The 620-nt window shown below is 33.5% G+C and carries 2 protein-coding genes; both read right to left on the bottom strand.

The genetic code is table 11. The annotated features are described in order from the left end of the window. Positions 1-146: 146 nt before the first annotated feature. On the bottom strand, positions 147-377 hold the full coding sequence (locus FC65_RS11030) for a hypothetical protein (protein ID WP_056972797.1): 231 nt from the start codon (positions 375-377) through the stop codon (positions 147-149). 28 nt (positions 378-405) lie between these two features. Beyond that, positions 406-620 (bottom strand): replication initiation protein (locus FC65_RS11025; RefSeq protein ID WP_156408644.1); only part of this gene is annotated, 215 nt, incomplete at its 5' end.

The raw sequence follows: 620 nt of genomic DNA, 5'->3' as shown, positions 1-620 counted from the left end.
ATCTGCTAAATGTAACTGTTGTTCTTGATCAAGTAATTTATGTTGTTGACCAACAAGATTTTGTTCTTGGCTCAATTTGTGTTGTAAATCTTTAATTTGCTCCTTTAGGAACTCATTTTCATCTTTAAGAGTGGCATTATTTTCTTTTAGCAAATTAGCAAGCAAATCGGATTTGCTTGTTTGCTTGTTTGCTTACTTGCTTTTATTGCATCTTTTTTACTCATAAATGTTTTTATGTCAGTTTCTACTTGTTCCGTGATTTGCAAGCGTCCTTTTTCTTTTTTTGCTTGCTTTTCTTTTGGCAAAGCTTGCAATACTTGTTGAACTCTTTGTCGTGTAACTCCTAACTCATCTGCTAACTCTTGCACTGTTTTCATAAGAACTTCCCCGCAATTCATTTTTTATTTAGTTAATTTCTTTACGGTTATCTGCATTATGAATTGTTAATTCGTATCCAACAATAGTTCTTCCTCTTTTTTGTTTTGTTAATGTAAACCAAAAATTTAATTTTTCAGAAAGCTCATTCATTGCTGGAGACAAGGCATCACGAACGAATCTTGCAGCTGGCCACGATTTATCTTGACCTAAGAACCAACTTTCCCAATCATCAAGACTTCCCG

This window comes from Ligilactobacillus acidipiscis DSM 15836 (assembly GCF_001435755.1).
Classification (GTDB): Bacteria; Bacillota; Bacilli; order Lactobacillales; family Lactobacillaceae; genus Ligilactobacillus; species Ligilactobacillus acidipiscis.
This window is presented reverse-complemented; position numbering and strand designations above follow the sequence as displayed.

What these genes read in the sequence shown, in the direction of transcription:
- FC65_RS11030 (WP_056972797.1), bottom strand. Translation starts at nt 377, where the DNA reads ATGAAAACAGTGCAAGAGTTAGCAGATGAGTTAGGAGTTACACGACAA.